This is a genomic window from Paenibacillus oryzisoli (assembly GCF_050467285.1).
Taxonomy (GTDB): Bacteria; Bacillota; Bacilli; order Paenibacillales; family NBRC-103111; genus Paenibacillus_E; species Paenibacillus_E oryzisoli_A.
This window is the reverse complement of the sequence record NZ_JBCMUN010000007.1, coordinates 560,060-574,810: the sequence shown is the minus strand read 5'-3', so window position 1 is coordinate 574,810 and position 14,751 is coordinate 560,060. Positions and strand designations below refer to the sequence as shown.

10 protein-coding genes are annotated in these 14,751 nt (G+C 53.0%); 9 read left to right on the top strand and 1 reads right to left on the bottom strand.

Going from position 1 to position 14,751, the window contains the following annotated elements; genetic code table 11:
* The first annotated feature begins 3 nt into the window (after positions 1 to 3).
* The 4 genes from ABE504_RS14740 (at position 4) to ABE504_RS14725 (ending at position 5,013) form a co-directional block, all read left to right on the top strand.
* Positions 4 to 984, top strand: a complete 981-nt coding sequence (locus tag ABE504_RS14740; protein WP_430089715.1) for an ABC transporter permease — start codon at positions 4 to 6, stop codon at positions 982 to 984.
* Positions 985 to 996: 12 nt separating this feature from the next.
* A complete protein-coding gene (locus tag ABE504_RS14735; protein ID WP_430089712.1) occupies positions 997 to 1,869 on the top strand; it encodes a carbohydrate ABC transporter permease in 873 nt (290 codons plus the stop codon).
* A gap of 74 nt (positions 1,870 to 1,943) precedes the next feature.
* Positions 1,944 to 3,464, top strand: a complete 1,521-nt coding sequence (locus ABE504_RS14730) for an extracellular solute-binding protein (protein ID WP_430089709.1) — start codon at positions 1,944 to 1,946, stop codon at positions 3,462 to 3,464.
* A 112-nt stretch (positions 3,465 to 3,576) separates the two neighbouring features.
* Positions 3,577 to 5,013 (top strand): family 43 glycosylhydrolase, encoded by a 1,437-nt coding sequence (locus ABE504_RS14725; protein ID WP_430089706.1) that lies wholly within the window; start codon positions 3,577 to 3,579, stop codon positions 5,011 to 5,013.
* Positions 5,014 to 5,025: 12 nt separating this feature from the next.
* On the opposite strand, the gene ABE504_RS14720 is transcribed toward ABE504_RS14725, so the two are convergent.
* The gene (locus ABE504_RS14720) at positions 5,026 to 5,886 is read right to left on the bottom strand and encodes a helix-turn-helix domain-containing protein (RefSeq protein ID WP_430089703.1); all 861 of its coding nucleotides are present in this window, start codon (positions 5,884 to 5,886) and stop codon (positions 5,026 to 5,028) included.
* 171 nt (positions 5,887 to 6,057) lie between these two features.
* Here ABE504_RS14720 and ABE504_RS14715 point away from each other — a divergent pair, with 171 nt between their 5' ends.
* The 5 genes from ABE504_RS14715 (at position 6,058) to ABE504_RS14695 (ending at position 14,750) form a co-directional block, all read left to right on the top strand.
* Positions 6,058 to 7,587 (top strand): alpha-N-arabinofuranosidase, encoded by a 1,530-nt coding sequence (locus ABE504_RS14715; protein WP_430089700.1) that lies wholly within the window; start codon positions 6,058 to 6,060, stop codon positions 7,585 to 7,587.
* A 39-nt stretch (positions 7,588 to 7,626) separates the two neighbouring features.
* A complete protein-coding gene (locus ABE504_RS14710; RefSeq protein ID WP_430089698.1) occupies positions 7,627 to 9,114 on the top strand; it encodes an FAD-dependent oxidoreductase in 1,488 nt (495 codons plus the stop codon).
* 317 nt (positions 9,115 to 9,431) lie between these two features.
* Complete coding sequence (locus tag ABE504_RS14705) at positions 9,432 to 11,765, top strand: right-handed parallel beta-helix repeat-containing protein (protein WP_430089696.1); 2,334 nt, start codon at positions 9,432 to 9,434, stop codon at positions 11,763 to 11,765.
* Between the two features lie 219 nt (positions 11,766 to 11,984).
* Entirely contained in the window at positions 11,985 to 13,769 is a 1,785-nt protein-coding gene (locus tag ABE504_RS14700; protein ID WP_430089693.1) for a hypothetical protein, read from the top strand.
* 126 nt (positions 13,770 to 13,895) lie between these two features.
* Entirely contained in the window at positions 13,896 to 14,750 is an 855-nt protein-coding gene (locus tag ABE504_RS14695) for an ABC transporter permease (RefSeq protein WP_430089957.1), read from the top strand.
* Position 14,751: the final 1 nt, after the last annotated feature.

Sequence of the window (14,751 nt, the reverse complement as noted above, 5' to 3'; positions counted from 1 at the left end):
TCATTGAAAAAGACGGCTGAACTCACGGAGATGTCCCTGCCTCACAGCAAACGAACAGCCCGTCAAAGCGGGTTCTGGTACTATGCCAGGCGAAATTATGATTTGTACTTGATGTCAATTCCAGGTCTGATATTCCTGGTGATTTACAAGTTTGTGCCGCTGTACGGGCTGACGCTGGCGTTCAAGGATTTCAACTTATTTGTCGGAAATAACATTCTGGATTCGGTTGTCAAAAGTCCCTGGGTCGGTTTTAAGCATTTCGATCGCATCTTTCATGATCCGCAGTTTATTAATGTCATTACGAATACGTTAATTATCAGTTTGTATAAGCTGGTGTTTCTGTTTCCCGTCCCGATTGTGATTGCGCTTTTGCTGAACGAGCTTCGCATCCGGTTAATGAAGCGTCTGCTGCAGACCGTCGTTTACCTGCCGCACTTTTTATCCTGGGTGATCGTGTTCGGTCTGTTCTACTCGCTGGCGGGCTCTTATGGCCTGGTCAACAAGCTGCTGGAAGCTGCGGGAATCGGCAGCATCTCGTTCTTCAGCGATACCCACTGGTTTCGGGCGCTGCTGGTATTTACGGAAGGCTGGAAGGAGAGCGGTTGGAACACGATCCTGTTTCTAGCTGCTATGACCTCCATCGATCCTCAGCAATATGAAGCGGCGATTGTGGACGGCGCAGGCCGATTCCGCAGAATGTGGTACATTACCGTGCCTGGTATCGTGCCCGTCATTATTCTTGTCTTTGTCCTTAGGCTTGGGCAAATTTTGAATGCAGGCTTTGAGCAGGTGCTCGTCATGTACAATCCGGCTGTCTACGATGTGGCCGATATTATTCAGACGTATGTGTACCGAATTGGTCTTGGCAAGCTGGACTTCAGTCTGTCGACTGCGCTTGGATTGTTCGAGTCGGTCGTCGCGTGCATCCTGGTGATGTCGAGCAACTGGGCCAGCCGCAAATTTCTAGGAAAAAGTATTTGGTAGGAGGGGAGCAACATGAACAGTCGAAATATGGGGGGCCGTTGGTTCGATGTGTGCAATGTCATCATCTTGGGCATCGTCGGGCTTATCTGCTTGCTGCCATTTCTGCACGTGCTCGCGAAGTCATTTAGCGATCAAGCTTCCGTTATGGGCAATAAGGTTTCTTTCCTGCCCGTCGGATTTAATATGACCGCCTATCAGTTCGTGCTAAGTAAAACCCGTTTTTTCGAAGCGCTGCGGGTCACGCTATTTGTTACCGTAATCGGCACAATATTGAGCATGGCCATCACCATCATGGCCGCTTACCCGTTGTCCAAGCCGGAATTCCGGGGTAGAAAGCTCATTTTGCTGCTTTATGTGTTCAGCATGCTGTTCTATGGGGGCATTATTCCGGGCTACATTCTCATGAAAGGCATCGGGCTTCTCGACACGGTCTGGGCGATGATCATTCCGCTGCTTGTCGTACCGTTCAACTTATTTGTTTGCAAAACGTTCTTTGAAGGCTTGCCGGAAAGCGTCGAGGAATCGGCAAAGATGGACGGCGCCTCGAATATGCGAATCCTCATCTCCATCATTCTTCCGATGTCGCTTCCGGTGCTGGCTACGCTGGGTATCTTCTATGCGGTAGGTTACTGGAACAACTATTTCCATCCCTTGATTTTTATCAGTTCGGTTGATCTGAAGCCGTTGCAGCTGTTTCTGTACGATACAATCGCCAATACGGATGAAATTCTTAGGGAGCAGCCGGACGACGTTAAGCTGGCAATTTCGCCGGAAGGCTTGCGGGCCGCCACTGTTATTTGCACGGTGCTGCCAATTCTGCTTGTTTATCCGTTCTTGCAAAAGTATTTTATACACGGTCTTACCATCGGCTCGGTCAAAGGCTGAGCTGGCTAAAACGATTTTAAGGCGCTGTACCGCTTTAAAATATATAATCAATCATATAAGGGGAGGTTTCTTAAATGAATCAAAGAAAACGGTGGATGCATACGGGAATGACAGCTGCAATCGCGCTTTCCTTACTTGCAGGATGCAGCTCAGGCGGTAACTCTGAGGTCAAGCCGTCGGAAAATGCCGGAGCGGCCGCATCAACGGCGGCAGCGGATGCAAGCGGTGTTAAGCCGCCGCTTAAAGTACTGGGCTTCAACGTTGCGTTCGATCCGAACGCAGATCCCGTCGCCAAGGATGTAGAAGCCAAGACCGGCTACAAAGTTTCGTATTCCGTCCTGCCCAAAGACAAACCGGAAGAAAAGCTGAATATTGAAATCGCTTCCGGCGTTGAATACGATATTTTGGATTTGACACCGACCCAGTTCTATACCCTTGTCGCGCAAGGCGCACTGCAGCCCATCGATGATCTCGTGGGGAAATACGGCGCCAATATGAAGCAAGCCATTTCCGACTCTTCCTGGGAGCTTGGGAAATATAACGGCAAGCTGTACGGCGTGCCTCAGAAGAACGAACGCGCCAACATCGAGAAAACGATGATTCTTCGTCAGGATGTGCTGACAGAGCTTGGACTTAAATTGCCGGAAACGTTGGATGAGTTCTATCAGGTGTTAAAAACGGTTAAAGCGAAGAAGCCGGATATGATTCCTCTTACGGGCAACGGCATGGATATTTACATGATTTACAGTGGATTCGGGCTGTATACAGACTGGGCCGAAGTGGGAGGCCAACTCTTGCCTAGAATTAAACAACCGGGCATGAAGGACTACATTGCTTTTATGCAGAAGCTGCAGGCGGAAGGATTGCTGGATAAAGACTGGGCGGTCAACAAATCGGCGCAGGCGCAAGAGAAATTTGTTGGCGGCAAAGCGTTTGCAATTCCGGGAACGTGGAATGACGCGTCGAATATGAATGCGGCGTTCACGAAGAACGTAGCGACTGGCAAAATGGGTTATTTGCTGCCGCTTAAAGGGCCGGACGGCAAGGCAGGCGTGCAGATGGAGGATAAGCTGCTGTATGTTCACGCCATTCCGAAATCCTCCAAGCATGCGGAAGATGCGATCAAATTCATGGATGCCAAGTTGCAGATGGATACATTCACATTCTTGACGCTTGGCGAGAAGGGCGTAACGTTCAATGAAGAGAACGGGGTATACAGCCCGATTATGCCGATTTTTACAGAAAAACGCGGCAACGCCTATTGGTTCCTGGACGGTATTCAGGAAGTGAAATACGCGGATATGTGGCTGGCGCGTCTGCGCCGGACGCCGACCTTGTTCGAAGCGTTTAATGCAATTAACAAAGATTTTAATACGTATGCGAAGAAGAATCCGATTGCGTTCATGCCGCCGATCGAAGCTGTCGGCAAAAACCTGCCGAGCTTGCAGCAGAAGGAAAATGATTATTTTATCAAGGTGCTGCTTGGCGGCGACTCGGTTAACAACTTTGATAAATTCCTGAAGGAATGGGATGCGGCTGGCGGTACGGAAGTGGTTAAGGCGGTTAACGACTGGTACAAAACGACGAAGAAATAAAGTTGTCTTGTAAGGAGGCCTGGCGGGGGAGATGTAGAATCTCCCTCTTCAAAACGATAGATTTGAAAGCGTTTTCCGTTGGTGTCGACTTAAAGAAGGAGGTTAAAGAAATATGAAGAGTCTCAAAAATTTTTTTAAAGGTTTATTATTAATGACCGTATTTGTGTTATTGACGTTGGGTTTTGTCGTATCGGCTGCAGCAGCCACACAATTTACCAACCCTATATTATCGAATGCCACAAATCCTGCAATTACCTATGACGGCGGCTATTATTATGCTGTCCATACTAGACCGGGGGGGACGAATTATATTGCGGTACGAAAGGCTGAACGTTTGTCGGACCTTGAACAAGCTGAAGAAATCCATGTTTATAATGTACCTTCCGGACAATCCGCAGTATGGGCACCTGAAATGTTCAAGATAAACAATAAGTGGTATATCTACTATTGTGCGGATACTAATCATGATAGGCAAATCTTTGTTCTGGAGTCAACGACTTCTGACGCTCTGGGATCATATACAAGCAAAGGAGAACTATCTTTGCCATTCACTAGAAATATAGACCCATCTATTTTTACAGATGAGACGACAGGAGAATCCTATCTACTGTGGACGTATTCAACGATGAGCGACAATAAAAATAGAAATTACATCGCACATCTGAGTAATCCTTGGACCGTAGACAGCTCTCCTGTATTAATTACAGAACCGACATATAGTTGGGAAGCAAGTGGCAGACCGATAACAGAAGCTCCTATTGCCTTGCAAAAAAACGGTAAGACTTTTATTTTTTATTCAGGTTCAGCAGCTGTTTCGAATTACTGTGTAGGCGTCGTTTACAATACAGACGGCGATTTTCTGAATCCGAATTCGTGGACGAAAATGTCGACCCCTATTCTGTCAGGGAACAGTACAATATTAGCTCCCGGTCATAATGGTTTATTCAAATCTCCTGACGGCACCGAAGACTGGATGGTATACCATGCAAGACAAGCCCCATGGAATTCAAATGACTGGAACTGGGTTGCTCATAAAATGACGTGGGATGCTAACGGCTTTCCAGAGATTTTTACGCCTGATACATGGGGAGTAACCGTAAATGGGCCTTCCGGCGAGCCGGTCAATAGTAATGAGATCATTATTGATAATGGCGAGACCGGGTTTACAACGGATTCATCCTGGACGACAAGCACTTCCGTATCCGGCTATTATGGGACAAACTATAAGCATGATGGCACAAGCGGCGCTGACAGCTCAAGTAGATGGGCGAAATGGACACCGCAAATAACAACCGCAGGTCGTTACAACATATATATGAGATGGGTGAATGATCCGGTTAATCATTTACGACCGGATGCAGCGCCGGTTGAAATAAAATACGATGGCGGTACCGATACAAGCAAATCTGTCAATCAACAGATAAACAATGGGACATGGGTGCTTATAGGCACATATGACTTATCAGCCGGAACAAACAATTATGTGAAGATATTGGCGACTGATGCCGGATATACGATAGCAGATGCGGTTAAGTTCGTAAAGAATTGAATTTTGAATCCGTCACATGCGCTCGCCTAGGGCGGAAGACTTCCATTTCTGTCGATACTGCTGCGGGCTGAGCTGGAATTGCTTTTTGAAAATACGGCTGAACTCCGCAGGATCTGTGTAGCCGACCTGTTCGCCGATGATGCTGACCGGAGCAGAGCCGGATAGCAGCATCTCCTGCGCTTTGCGAAGCCGCCTGTGCCTGACATAATCAACCGGCGATAAGCGCAAATCTTGCTGGAACAGCGTCCTCAAATAATTAGGCGACAAATGAACGGATGCGGCTATGGAGGCGGTAGAGAGCTCTTCGCGAAGATGGGCCTCGATATACCGGCAAGCCTCGTCGACTCTTGCGTCTTTCATGGAAGAAGCTGCTGCCAGCTGCAGGGGCAGTTGGCGCAGCAATTGGTTAAGCCAAGCATATTGCAGGGAGAACACTTGCAATTGCTCCAGCACTTCAGCGCTGCCACGTTCCAAAGTAAGCTGATAGTCAAATTGATGGATCAATTTGCGCCAGATTTGCTGCAGGCCGGTGGAATCTACAAGTGCGTGATGAATCGGAAGCTGCAGCCAGGAGGCTAGTGAGGTGCCGAGCAGATCGGCTTCATAGCCGATCGACAGGAAAGCGATAGGCCGTTCACTTGTGCCCTGCACCTGAAGGGGCAAGTAAGCTTCTGCGCACAATAAGCTGCCGGGTTCAAGCGCATACACGCGATTGTCATAAGTCACGTTCATCGTTCCTTCCGTGACGAGCCAGAAGAAGGGATAACGGTTAACACGCTCAAACTGCCAGTCCGGAGGCATCTTCCATTCATAACCCCATTTCAGTTGAAATTGCAAATGATCGATAGAGCCGAAATGCAGCTTGTCCGCCATCGTGTTGCCTCCATATCATCGTTATTATTCACAAGTATATCGTTATCTCTCCCATAACCGCAATAGGACTGAATCTGCTACGATATATTTGTAAGGGAGAGAGATAATAGTAGCAGATAAAATAATGGAGATTGTACAAATTCACAAGTGAAGACACAGGAGCTGGGGAAAATGAAAGCACGATTGAGCGTTCACATGGAAGATCGTTTGGGGGAGGTTAGCCCCTATATCTACGGGCAATATTTCGAACACTTGGGCAATTGTATCTATCCCTCCGTCTGGGATGACCAATCTCCGTATGCCGATGAAGCGGGAAATCGCCTTGATGTCATTGAGGCGGTGAAGGAGTTGAACGCCCCCGTCGTCAGGTGGCCGGGCGGCTGCTACGTCGATTTGTACGATTGGCACGATGGGGTAGGGCCACGTTCTGAACGGCCGGCTCGGGTGAACTGGCACTGGGGCGGCATCGAATCGAACAAGTTCGGTACGGACGAATTTCTGCAATGGTGCGAGAAAGCCGGCACAGAGCCTTATGTGAATGTCAATCTGGGGACGGGCACTTTAGTGGAGGCGCTGCGGTGGGTAGATTACTGCAACGGTACAGGAGAAACGGCCGATGCCCAGTGGCGAATCGCGAATGGCAGGCAGGAACCGTATAACGTCAAGCTGTGGGGCATCGGCAATGAAACGTGGGGCGATTGGGAGGCGGGGCAGCTCTCCGCCGCAGAATACGCTCATAAGCTGGCTAATTGGGCGCAATTTTTTAAAAAGTATGACCCGTCCTTGCGGCTTCTCGGCGTAGGCTCCCATAACGGCAGCGATGCCGATTGGGACCGCAGCGTGATGGTCCAAGCAGGCAAATATCTCGATTATTTGACCTTTCATCTGTATGGCTGCTCCATGGATCGAGAAAGCGGAGCGGAATACTATCCGATCGTATTTACACCGGTTTATTTTGAAGGGCAGCTTCGCAAAATGGTAGAGGTCATTAAGGCGGCGGCAGCGGCTAAGCCGAATGAACGTCCCGTCCAGATCTCGATGGACGAATGGAACATTCGCCATTATGAACCGAATCCGGAGGACGGCGGTTACCGGCTTAATCGCAACAGCCCTCGCAATTTGCAGGATGCATTGTTTGTGGCTGGGGTGTTCAACACGATGATTCGCTTGAGTCCGGTGGTCGGCATGGCGAATTATGTGTTCCTTGTGAACGGCAATGGCGTTATTTCGGTCACGGACGACCGCGTCATCCGCACAACCTTATTCCATGTATTCAAGCAGTATGCGGCATGGATGACCGGGCAGTCGGTGCGGGTGGATCTCAGCTCACGCATGATGAGGGTGCCGGCCCCGCGCATTAACGGCCCAGAATTGACGGAAAAGCTCAAAGACGTGCACGAGCCTAGCGATGCGCCATTCGTGGATGCGGTTGCCGTTCTTCAGGACAATGGCGATCTCAATATTGCGCTCGTCAATCGCCATCAGACAGATGCGGCCGAACTGGATCTGCAGCTGCCGGACAACTATCGCCTTGCGAACGTGTGGACGCTGACCCACGAAGATATTTATGCGGCCAATACGGCGGAGCAGCCGGATCGAATCGTACCGGACGTGAGAATCGTGGAGTCAGCGGAAGCGGATCGTCGTGCAATCACTGTTCCTCCGCATACGGTTGTCTTGTTCAATTGCAACAAGCCGTAATGGTTCTTATTCCGATTACTTTAAAGGAGATTGTAACCTATGAAAACAATTATGGAAGCATCCAGAGAAATACCGGTCATTGCCGAGCCGGACGTGCTTGTCATCGGAGGCGGCCCTGCGGGGATCGGAGCAGCGGTGGCTGCGGCCAGATCCGGAGCCAAGACCATGCTGATCGAACGTTACGGCTTCGTTGGCGGCAACTTGACCATCGCGATGGTGAATCCGATGTTTACTTTCCACGATGTCAACGGCAAGCAAGTCATTCGCGGGGTGGCCGGGGAAGTGGTGGATCGCTTGGTGAAATTAACCGCTTCGCCTGGGCACGTCACCGATCTTACGTTTGACAATGCTTCGATGACGCCTTTTGACCCGGAAGGCATGAAGTTGATCCTGCTCGACATGCTGGAGGAAGCGGGCGTCGAGCTCCTACTGCACAGCGCCTTCTCTGACGTGCTGGAGGAGAACGGCAAGATCACGACCGTTCTGGTCGAGAGCAAAAGCGGTCGTCAAGCGATCTGCCCGAAATATGTGATCGACTGCTCAGCGGATGCCGATGTCATCGCTCGCGCCGGGGCGCCGTTCGTGAAAGGCCGCGAATCCGACGGGGCGATGCAGCCGGTCACACTGTTTTACCGGATCGGGGGCATTGACATTCGGGGGCTGAAAGCGTGGATGAAAGCGAACCGCCACTTGCTCAAGGATTCTCCGACCGATGAAGAGATCGATGCACAAAGCGCATTGGCGTTTCTAGGGATGAAAGAGGTTATTAAAGAAGCGATGGATCAAGGGGAGTACCCCAAAGATGCGGCACCGCGCATCCTGATGTATGAGCTGCCGAGAGAAGGGCAGTTCGCGGTGAACTGTACCCGCTTGCAGGGCATCGACGGTACGGACGTCCGCGATTTGACCAGAGCGGAAGTTGAGACACGTCGGCAGGCGTGGGACGTTACGGAATTTTTGAAGAAGCGGGTGGGCGGATTTGAACACGCGTATGTGCTGGATACCGGCGTGCAGGTCGGCGTTCGGGAAACCCGGCACATCATCGGCGACTATACGATGACCGAGGAGGATGTCCTGAACAGCCGGGCGTTCGAGGACGGCATCGCCTGCGGCACCTTCGCGATCGATATTCACCCGCCGGAAGGGGAGCAGCAAGTATTTACCGGCTCAGGCAAAGCGGTGTATGAGATTCCTTACCGCAGCTTGCTGCCGCAAGGGCTCGATAATGTGTGGGCAGCCGGGCGCTGCATATCGGCCACGCATCACGCTTTCGGATCCGTGCGCGTCATGGCTACCGCCATGGGCATCGGGCAGGGGGCAGGCACGGCAGCGGCGATTGCAGCTGCGGAAGGGGCGACCAATCGCCAAGTCGATGTGAAGCAAGTGCGCGCGATGCTTCTGGCGCAGGGGCAGTACTTGCTGGGCGAGGAAATTGACGACGCCGGGGACGAAGCGCTGAAGCTTCACCGGAATGAAGGGTCGGGAAGCAGTGCTTCGCATCATAATCCATTTGCGGTGAAATCTTAGACAAATAACATGAAGGGCTCGCCGGGAGGCGGGCTCTTTACGTTTGCGCGCGAGGAGAAAGTGGAAGTGGCCCTGCGGTACTTATATGTTCATTCGATAAGGCCGCCGCAAGTCGTTTTTTTTCTGCTGTGAGGGATTGTGCATCGGTCAATTTATGTTTATTGAAGGAGCGGCAGCCTTTCGGCTATTCTTAGAACCTAGAAAAGGGGAAGGGAGGTTGGAACGAAGAACGAGACAGAAACCGAAACATCTTGTTGGTACTCTTGGAACAGGCAAGACGTTGCTTCACCCATTCGAATTTGAAGGAGGCTGGATGAATGAAAAGATTGGCAGCACGATGCTTACTTTGGCTTGGCCTGCTGTCGGTGACCGGCGGGATGGCAGCTATCCCCGCTGCGCTGGCGGGTACACAGGCGACGTACTACGCGTCGCCGACAGGCAGCGGGACGACCTGCTCGCTGGCTTCGCCGTGTTCGTTGAGCGGCGTCAGAGACAAGGTGCGCACTGTCAATACTGCGATGACCGGCGACATTATCGTGGAGCTGCGCGGCGGCACGTATGCGTTGTCCTCGCCGCTCGTTCTGAACGGCAGTGATTCTGGAACCAACGGCTATAAGGTCATTTGGCGCAAGTATGCTTCAGAAGCTCCCGTATTGTCCGGCGGACAATCGCTGAGCGGCGGGTGGACGCTGCATGATGCGGCGAGCAACATTTACAAGAAGACCGGCGTCACCGCCAATTTCCGTCAACTCGTGGTGGATGACTTACCGGCCATCCGCGCACGCATTCCGAATCGGACGAACGCCGATAACCTTGGTCCGTATTACGATACGATCAGCGCGGACACATCGGCTAAAACGTTCAAAATCAACAAATCTGAAATTGCTGCCTGGAGCAACTTGTCCCAGGTGGAGATGGTCGTGCAGCCGCATTGGTATCATAACAATTTGCGTGTTAATACGTATACGACAGACACGTCCTATGCGTACGTCTCTTTCCAGGCGGCAGAATCCGGTTATGGCTTTACCAAAGCGGCTTCGTATTATACGAGCGATGCGTACCATTTTGAAAACGCTTACGAAATGCTTGACGCTGAAGGCGAATGGTATCTGAATACAGGCACCGATACGCTGTACTATAAGCCTAGAAGCGGCGAGTCTATGTCGACCGCCAGCGTGCTCGCTCCGCAGACCGACACTTTGCTGGACCTCCAGGGGACATCGTCCAGCCCCATTCATCACGTTGAATTTAACGGTCTGACGTTTACGAATACAGGCTGGAACGGTCCCAGCCAGTCTGGTCTCGTTGCAACGCAGGCGGTGCGGCCGATCAATGGAATCACGGTCCCGGCAGCCATCCAATCCGCTTACGGCAACAATCTTCGCTGGATTGGAAACACATGGACCAACACGGGTGCCAACGGCTTGCAGCTGCGCATCGGCGTGACCGACAGCCAGATTGTCGGTAACGGCTTCAGCGCCATCGCGGCCAACGCCATTGTGCTGGATGACAGCGGCGTCAAGAGTCCGAGCGCAGCGGATCAAACGAGCCGGATTCTGGTGGCGAACAACACCATTTCGCGCGTCGGGCAGCAGTATACGAACGGAATGGGCATTGTGGCGTATTTTATCAAGGATTCCATTATTGAAAATAATACGATCTCCTACGGTCCGTACATGGGCATGCAAATTGGCGGGCAAGCCGGCTGCAACTGCGATGTCGGAATGGGGAACAACGAGATTCGCTACAACAATATCCACCACATGATGCAGCTTCACGATGACGGCGGCGGCATCTATACGCTGGCACGGCAATCGGGCACCCGGGTACTAGAGAATTATGTACATGATATGGCTAAAAGCAGCTACGCGATGAGTTCTCCAGTAGCAGGCATCTATCTGGACAATTACAGTGAGTACATTACGGTACAGCACAATGTCATTACAGGCATTGGGACCGGAGCGCAAGCCACGTATGAACAGACAGGCGTTGGGGCCAAAAATAATACTTGGACGAATAACGGTACTACCGACGCCTCAATTATCAGCAGCGCTGGCGTGCAAACCGGCTATACGGAATCAATGATTCCAAGCGGAACGATTCTGCTTAATGAGACCTTTGACAGCTACACGACAGGGGCGGCGCCAACGGGCTGGACGACTGTGGCGACGGGCGGTACAGTTACGACAGCAGGCGTTCCCACCGCCTCCGATAAGAGCCTGAGTATCAGTAAGCCCGGATCGGCCAATGTGGCAACCGCCGAGAAATCGTTCACAGCGGTAAGTGGCGTCATCACCTTGGAAGCGAAGGTGCGCGCCGAGCAGACGGCAGGCTGGAAAATGGTGCCGTATGTCAGAGATAGTGCCGGGAATATAGCGGTCAGCATCGTTTTTGAGAACGGCAGCATCAAGACGTATGACGGCACAACCTTGTTGTCGCTGCAGCCTTTTACGGCAGGGATCTGGTATAACGTGAAAGCGGTCATGAACACGAGCACCGATACGTTCGATCTGTATGTTAACGGCTCGCTACTGAAAAAAGGAGCGGCCATGCGCAGCGCAGTCGCCAACCTTGCCAGTGTGTCTACAGGCATTGGCACAGGGCATACGGGGGCGTTCTATATCGACAACATGGCGGTTACCCAGCCATAAACCGGCGATCTCCCCGCACATGCACAACTTCAGGTGAATGCACAATAGCTGAACTGCGGTTCCTTCCTTGGCGGAAGGGCCGCTTTTTTTCGTTTTTGTGCATCGGGCAATTCATGTTCATTGCTCCACGAAAGCCATAGCGCCTATAGTTAGGGCATCCGCAGCTAATCTATAAGCGGAACGACAAGGGACGAAGACCAGATGGAGGGACAGAGACCAATGAATAGCTGCACAGAGGGGATATGGCGGGAGACGCTGCAGCGCACCCGGCAGACGTTGAAGCTGGACGACGGGCTTGTCAACTTGGGGAGGCCTGGGCATACGGCAGAAGGTTCACTTGCTGCCGAGGCGCACGAAGGCCGGGCGACGGCTGCCTATTATGCCGTAGCGACAGCGCTCGGAGAGCTGCCGAAAGCGGAGGGCTTAGCCATTTTACAAGCCATTGCGGAGCTGCAAATAAAGGACGATGAAAGTGAATTTCGCGGAGGCTTTCGCTGGTACCGGGAAGAGACGCGGGTCAATGACTCGAATGCGGCGTTTTTCATCTTGATGCCGCTCGTGACGTTAAGCTTGCACCTGGAGGACCGCATACCCACCGCTCACCTGCCCCTGCTGAACCGGATGCTGGACGGCGGGGCGGACTGGTTCGCCCATGAACTGCGGGAGCCAATTTTGTATTATCCCAACAAAATCATGAGCGACGGGGCCTTGCTGCTGGGCATATCCCGCCTGCGGGGCTTACGCGATCATTATGAAGCTGGCGTTCGCTTCTATACGAAGTGGGCCGACTATACCGCTCGCAGAGGTTGGGGATGGGGCGAAAATGCCTCCCTAACGTATATTCAGATCATGCTGAACGCTTTGCAAATCGCCTGCCGCTCGTTAGAGGAGAAGGACGCCGCATTGCGTGCCCGGCTGCAGGACGTGATGAAGGAGCTGCTCGCCTATGTGCGGTTCCATGACGGTTATGAATGGGTACCGTCCATTCGCAGCTACAACTTTGAAGGTCAGGTCCATCCTTGGAGCTTTCTATGGTCGCTCGCGGGGGTTCAGCGCGAGGAATGGGCGGCGGAGAAAACGTTGGGGGATTTATGGAGCGTCGGCTCGTATCTGCTTTTTGAAAAGGAATTGGCAGCCGTGCAGGACAGCGAGCCAATCGCGCAGCCCGTCCCCCGAAGCCGTACCGAGCGCATCATGGACGACAGCGCCGCCACGACCTGGGTGGGCCGCACAGGGCGCATCGGCTCCGTCAACCGCTTCCCCGTGATCGCCGGCTCGTATCAATGGCCGACCTGGGGCCTGGCCTGGCAGTCGTATCCCGTCTCGCTTGCCGTGGACGGCGAGCAGGTTGCCTTTCTCCGCTGGCACGTCCATGACGGCGATAAGGTGCGATTACATCCCGCCGCTTATAAAAATGCCTATCTCAGCCCCGCGCTGTTCCGCGAGTCGTGGTACCCCGATACGCAGCTGCGCGCTGCGCAGAAGCAGCACATGCTGCTCGCCGTGCGCAGCATGAGCGAGGTGCACAACCAAGCCGGCGAAATCGCCGACGAATGGGTTGTGCACCGCTGGCAGGGCGAGCTCACCGTCGCGATGGACGGCGGCGGCCGCACGTGGACCGTGCTGCAGTACCCGCAGGCAGCGGTCTGCATCGCGCCTCTGCAGGGCATCCGCTGCGGCGAGCTCGAGCGGAAAGCGCAGCAGCTGGAGCCGGTCCAGGACGGCGATGTCCTGCGGCTTCGCCAAGTGCTCTACGCGGGCAAGGTGCAGACGATTCACCAGCCCCGGCTTGAAGCGGGGTGGGCGATTCTTTATCTGGACGAAGCCGGGGATCTCGCGCGTGTCCGCGAAGAGCTGAAGAGTTATCGCCTGCAAGAGAGCTCCTATATCGACGGCGAAGTTCCGCGAACGAGCTATACCGAGATTCGCCGCACGGTGCTGTACCATCAGGAGCGCAAGCAGGTCGAGCTGACCATCGATCCCCACCGGATGGAAGCGCCCTAAGAAAAGGGAAGGAGGTGGCTCCCCTTGGAGATCACAACAAGCGAATCGCTTCACACGGATGCGAAGCAGCGGGTGACCCGGCTGCACCGCCGCAGCCGACTGCGGCAGAACATCCCGTGGCTGCTCATGTTTTTGCCGGTAGCCGTGTATTTTCTCATCTTTCGTTATGCCCCCATGGGCGGTCTCATGATCGCTTTCAAAAACTATACGTTCTACGAGGGTGTCTTCGGCAGCCAATGGGTCGGCCTGGACAATTTCCGGCTGCTATTTCGCGATCCGGCGGCGTTTCAGACGATCCGCAATACACTCTATCTGAGCTTGCTTTCGATTGCGGCGGGCTTTCCGTTTCCGATTCTGCTGGCCATTCTGTTCAACGAGGTCCGCACACAGTGGTTTAAGAAATCGGTGCAGACCCTGATGTACCTGCCGCACTTTCTCTCTTGGGTTATTGTGGGCGGGATGGTCATCACGATCTTCGCGCAAGAGTCCGGCGTCGTCAATCATGTCCTGCTGAAGCTGACCGGACACACCGTCCCCTTTTTATTTAAAGAGGGGTCGTGGCTGGCGATTTTCGTCGGTTCGGGCATTTGGAAAACCGCAGGCTTTGGCGCCATCATCTACCTTGCTGCGCTGACGACGATCGACAGCTCGCTCTATGAAGCAGCCTGCATGGACGGGGCCGGGAAGTGGCGGCAAATCTGGCATATTACGCTGCCGGGCATTCGGCCGACGATTATGCTGATGCTGATCCTGAACATGGGCCATGTGATGGAAGTGGGGTTCGACCAGATCTACAACTTGCAAAATGCGACCGTGTCCGGGATTTCCGAGGTCATCTCGACGTACATTTTCCGCGTCGGCTTGCAGGGGGCGCAGTTTTCACTGACCACCGCCATGGGGCTGTTTGAATCCATCGTAGGGCTCACTCTGGTGCTGATCACGAACGCGGTTGCCCGCAAATTCAATCAAGGCTTATGGTAGC

Bases quoted from the DNA above. Each gene is read 5' to 3' on its own strand.
- ABE504_RS14735 (WP_430089712.1), top strand. From the start codon at position 997: ATGAACAGTCGAAATATGGGGGGCCGTTGGTTCGATGTGTGCAATGTC.
- ABE504_RS14730 (WP_430089709.1), top strand. From the start codon at position 1,944: ATGAATCAAAGAAAACGGTGGATGCATACGGGAATGACAGCTGCAATC.
- ABE504_RS14725 (WP_430089706.1), top strand. From the start codon at position 3,577: ATGAAGAGTCTCAAAAATTTTTTTAAAGGTTTATTATTAATGACCGTA.
- ABE504_RS14720 (WP_430089703.1), bottom strand. From the start codon at position 5,886: ATGGCGGACAAGCTGCATTTCGGCTCTATCGATCATTTGCAATTTCAA.
- ABE504_RS14715 (WP_430089700.1), top strand. From the start codon at position 6,058: ATGAAAGCACGATTGAGCGTTCACATGGAAGATCGTTTGGGGGAGGTT.
- ABE504_RS14710 (WP_430089698.1), top strand. From the start codon at position 7,627: ATGAAAACAATTATGGAAGCATCCAGAGAAATACCGGTCATTGCCGAG.
- ABE504_RS14705 (WP_430089696.1), top strand. From the start codon at position 9,432: ATGAAAAGATTGGCAGCACGATGCTTACTTTGGCTTGGCCTGCTGTCG.
- ABE504_RS14700 (WP_430089693.1), top strand. From the start codon at position 11,985: ATGAATAGCTGCACAGAGGGGATATGGCGGGAGACGCTGCAGCGCACC.
- ABE504_RS14695 (WP_430089957.1), top strand. From the start codon at position 13,896: ATGTTTTTGCCGGTAGCCGTGTATTTTCTCATCTTTCGTTATGCCCCC.